Below are 759 nucleotides of genomic sequence, written 5' to 3'. Positions count from 1 at the left end.
ACAGAGGCACCATTCACATAAGTTGCACTGTCGCTTGGAGTCAAGGCTGCGATGGCTGCTGGAAGAGCTTTACCTGCTGTTGCGCTCTCGAAGCGGTAAGTAGCTTGATACTTGTTAGCTTCAAAGGCCCATTTCCCTACAAACTCTACATTTGCCTTGTTGACAACGGCGCTAGTTACGTCGTAACCTTTGAAGGTCCAAGTACCGNCGTTCACAGTATCTGTGTAAGTGGTTTGGGCTGGTTGCTGAGCGGAAACAGAGGCACCATTCACATAAGTTGCACTGTCGCTTGGAGTCAAGGCTGCGATGGCTGCTGGAAGAGATTTCCCTGCTGTTGCGCTCTCGAAGCGGTAAGTAGCTTGGTACTTCTTAGCTTCAAAGGCCCATTTCCCTACAAACTCTACATTTGTCTTGTTGACCACAGCGCTAGCTGCGTCGTAACCCTTGAAGGTCCATGTGCCGTCATTCACTGCGTCGGTGTATGTAGTTTGGGCTGGTTGTTGAGCGGAAACAGAGGCACCATTCACATAAGTTGCACTGTCGCTTGGAGTCAAGGCTGCGATGGCTGCTGGAAGAGCTTTACCTGCTGTTGCGCTCTCGAAGCGGTAAGTAGCTTGATACTTGTTAGCTTCAAAGGCCCATTTCCCTACAAACTCTACATTTGCCTTGTTGACAACGGCGCTAGTTACGTCGTAACCTTTGAAGGTCCAAGTACCGTCGTTCACAGTATCTGTGTAAGTGGTTTGGGCTGGTTGGTTG

The 759-nt window shown here is 49.9% G+C and carries 1 protein-coding gene; it reads right to left on the bottom strand.

Features of this window, described 5'->3' with window-relative positions:
* Positions 1 to 759 (bottom strand): SHIRT domain-containing protein (locus D8852_RS09920; protein ID WP_221762956.1); only part of this gene is annotated, 759 nt, incomplete at both ends.

The organism is Streptococcus mitis (assembly GCF_003942695.1).
Classification (GTDB): Bacteria; Bacillota; Bacilli; order Lactobacillales; family Streptococcaceae; genus Streptococcus; species Streptococcus mitis_BD.
This window is presented reverse-complemented; position numbering and strand designations above follow the sequence as displayed.